The organism is Phenylobacterium sp., assembly GCF_020253645.1.
Classification (GTDB): Bacteria; Pseudomonadota; Alphaproteobacteria; order Caulobacterales; family Caulobacteraceae; genus Phenylobacterium.
The window spans coordinates 1-2,564 of record NZ_JADCBG010000212.1; the positions used below are offsets into that span (position 1 = coordinate 1).

Genomic DNA, 2,564 nt, shown 5'->3' on the forward strand with positions numbered 1-2,564 from the left:
CCGCCGTCGTCACGTCGCCCGCCAGGAGGGTCGCGATGAAGGCTCTTTCATCGGCGATCCCGGCGGCGTCCGGATCGAGGTTGCGCACCGCACCATAGTAGCGCGCGGCGTCGGCGGGACGCCCGGCGTTCAGGGCGGCGCGGGCCGCAAGGAACTGGCCGTAGGGCGAGGATCCGGTCCCCTCGGGCGGGAGCCCCGTCGGGTCCGTGGCGGTGGCGCATGCGGCGAGGACAGCCAGCGCGCCCGCCGCCACGAGGCGCACCGCAGCCCGCCTCAGGGTCCGTTGTCTCCAGCCAGCCATGGAGCGGGTGTTCACCTGTTCGCTCCCCCCGGCAAGCCCGGCTACATGTTCGGGTAGTTGGGTCCGTCGCCGCCCTGGGGCGTCGTCCAGTTGATGTTCTGTGACGGGTCCTTGATGTCGCAGGTCTTGCAGTGGACGCAGTTCTGGAAGTTGATCTGGAACCGCGGATTGGACCCGTCGTCCTCGGTCAGGACCTCGTACACCCCGGCCGGGCAATAGCGCTGGGCAGGCTCTGCATACCTCGGAAGGTTGATGCTGATGGGCGTGGAGGCGTCCGTCAGCTTCAGGTGCGCAGGCTGGCTCTCATCGTGGTTGGTCGAGGCCAGGAAGACCGAGGACAGCTTGTCGAAGCTGATCACGCCGTCAGGCTTCGGGTAGGCGATGGGCTCGTAATCCTTGGCAAGGCCGGTGGCCTCCGCATCGGACTTCCCGTGCTTCAGCGTTCCGAGGAAGGAGAAACCGCCCAGCATGTTGGCCAGGGTGGCGTCCACCCCGCCGAGGATCAGGCCGGGGATTGTCCCGAACTTCGACCACAGGGGCTTGAAGTTGCGGACGGCGTGCAACTCCTTGGCGATGGACGAGGTCTTGTAGGCGGCCTCGTACTCGACGAGTTCATCGCCACCGCGACCTGCCTGGATGGCCGCGAAGGCCGCCTCGGCCGCCAGGACGCCGCTCTTCACCGCGTTGTGGGAGCCCTTGATCCGCGGAACATTGACCATGCCCGCCGAGCAGCCCAGCAGGGCGCCGCCGGGGAAGTAGAGCTGGGGCAGGGACTGCTCGCCCCCCTCGGAAATGGCCCGGGCGCCATAGGCGATGCGCTCGCCGCCCTCGAGATAGGGCCGGATGGCCGGGTGGGTCTTGAACCTTTGGAACTCGTCAAAGGGCGACAGATAGGGGTTCTTGTAGTTCAGGTGCACCACGAAGCCGATGGACACGTAGTTGTCCCCGAAATGGTACATGAACGAGCCGCCGCCCGTCTGGTTGTCGAGGGGCCAGCCGAAGGTGTGCTGGGTCAGGCCGGGCTGGAAGGCGGCGTCCGGCACCTTCCAGAGTTCCTTGATGCCGATGCCGTACTTCTGGGGCTCGCGGCCCTTGTTCAGGTCGAAGCGCGCCTGAAGCTGCTTGGCCAGGGATCCGCGGACACCCTCGCCGATCAGGGTGTACTTGGCGTGCAGTTCGATCCCGGGCTGGTAGTCCGGACCGGGCTCGCCATCCTTGCCGATGCCGAAGACGCCGGCCACGACGCCCTTGACCGATCCGTCCTCATTGAAGACGAGCTCCGAGGCCGCCATGCCGGGATAGATTTCCACGCCCAAGCCCTCGGCGTGCTGGGCGAGCCAGCGACAGACATTGCCGAGGCTGGCGATGTAGTTGCCGTGGTTCAGCATCCACTTCGGGAAGGGCGCCCAGCTGATGTCCAGCTCGCCCGCCGGTCCGAGCATCAGGAACTTGTCCTTGGTGACGGCGGTCTCGAGGGGAACGCCAAGTTCCTTCCAGTCCGGCAGGAGCTCGGCGATGCCGCTGGGATCGATCACGGCGCCTGAAAGGATGTGGGCGCCGACCTCGGAGCCCTTCTCGAGGACAGCGACCGTCAGCTCGGCCCCTGCGGCTTCGGCCATCTGTTTCAGACGGATCGCCGCCGCCAGGCCGGAAGGACCGGCTCCGACGATGACCACGTCGTATTCCATCGCCTCGCGTTCGAGGGTCTCGCTCATGGTGCAAGCTCCGGTGCGCCGGTCGCCTTGCGCCCGGCCTTGTTCCCTTCACGCCTTATCAATAGCTTACCTTGGGTGGGTCAAGGGCGAATGGCGCCGCGCCAGCCGACAGCCGAGGGAAACCAGCCAATATGAGCCGCCCGCCGGTCGCCGTCGCAGAGAGCCTGCTCGCCTTCTGGGCCGAGGCCGGGGTCGACGCCGCCCTGTTGGAGACCCCGGTTGATCGAATCGCGGAAGGACAGATCGCCAGGCCGCCAAGGGCGCCGGTGCAGATATCGCCAGAGCCGGGCCCGCGGGCGACCCGATCGCAGCCCATCGCCCTGGACGCCGCCCGTCAGATCGCCCTGGCCTGCCAGGACCTCGAGGCCCTCGCCTCCGCCATCGCATCGTTCGAAGGGTGTCCCTTGCGATTTGAAGGGGCTGCAAGCCGCGCGGTCTTCTCCCGCGGTCGCGCCGACGCGGACGTCGTGGTGATCGGTGAGGCGCCGGGGGCCGAGGAGGACCGGACGGGTCTTCCCTTTGTCGGCAAGGCCGGAAAGATGCTCGAC

Annotated in this window: 2 protein-coding genes and 1 pseudogene; 1 reads left to right on the forward strand and 2 read right to left on the reverse strand. The window is 67.4% G+C overall.

From position 1 onward, the window contains the following. Positions 1–316, reverse strand: a pseudogene (locus INE98_RS13910) (hypothetical protein); the annotation flags it as partial. Between the two features lie 26 nt (positions 317–342). Next, complete coding sequence (locus tag INE98_RS13915) at positions 343–2,016, reverse strand: electron transfer flavoprotein-ubiquinone oxidoreductase (RefSeq protein WP_293539690.1); 1,674 nt, start codon at positions 2,014–2,016, stop codon at positions 343–345. 131 nt (positions 2,017–2,147) lie between these two features. On the opposite strand from INE98_RS13915, the gene INE98_RS13920 reads away from it, so the two are divergent. After that, a partial coding sequence (locus INE98_RS13920) for a uracil-DNA glycosylase family protein (RefSeq protein ID WP_293539691.1) occupies positions 2,148–2,564 on the forward strand: 417 nt, incomplete at its 3' end.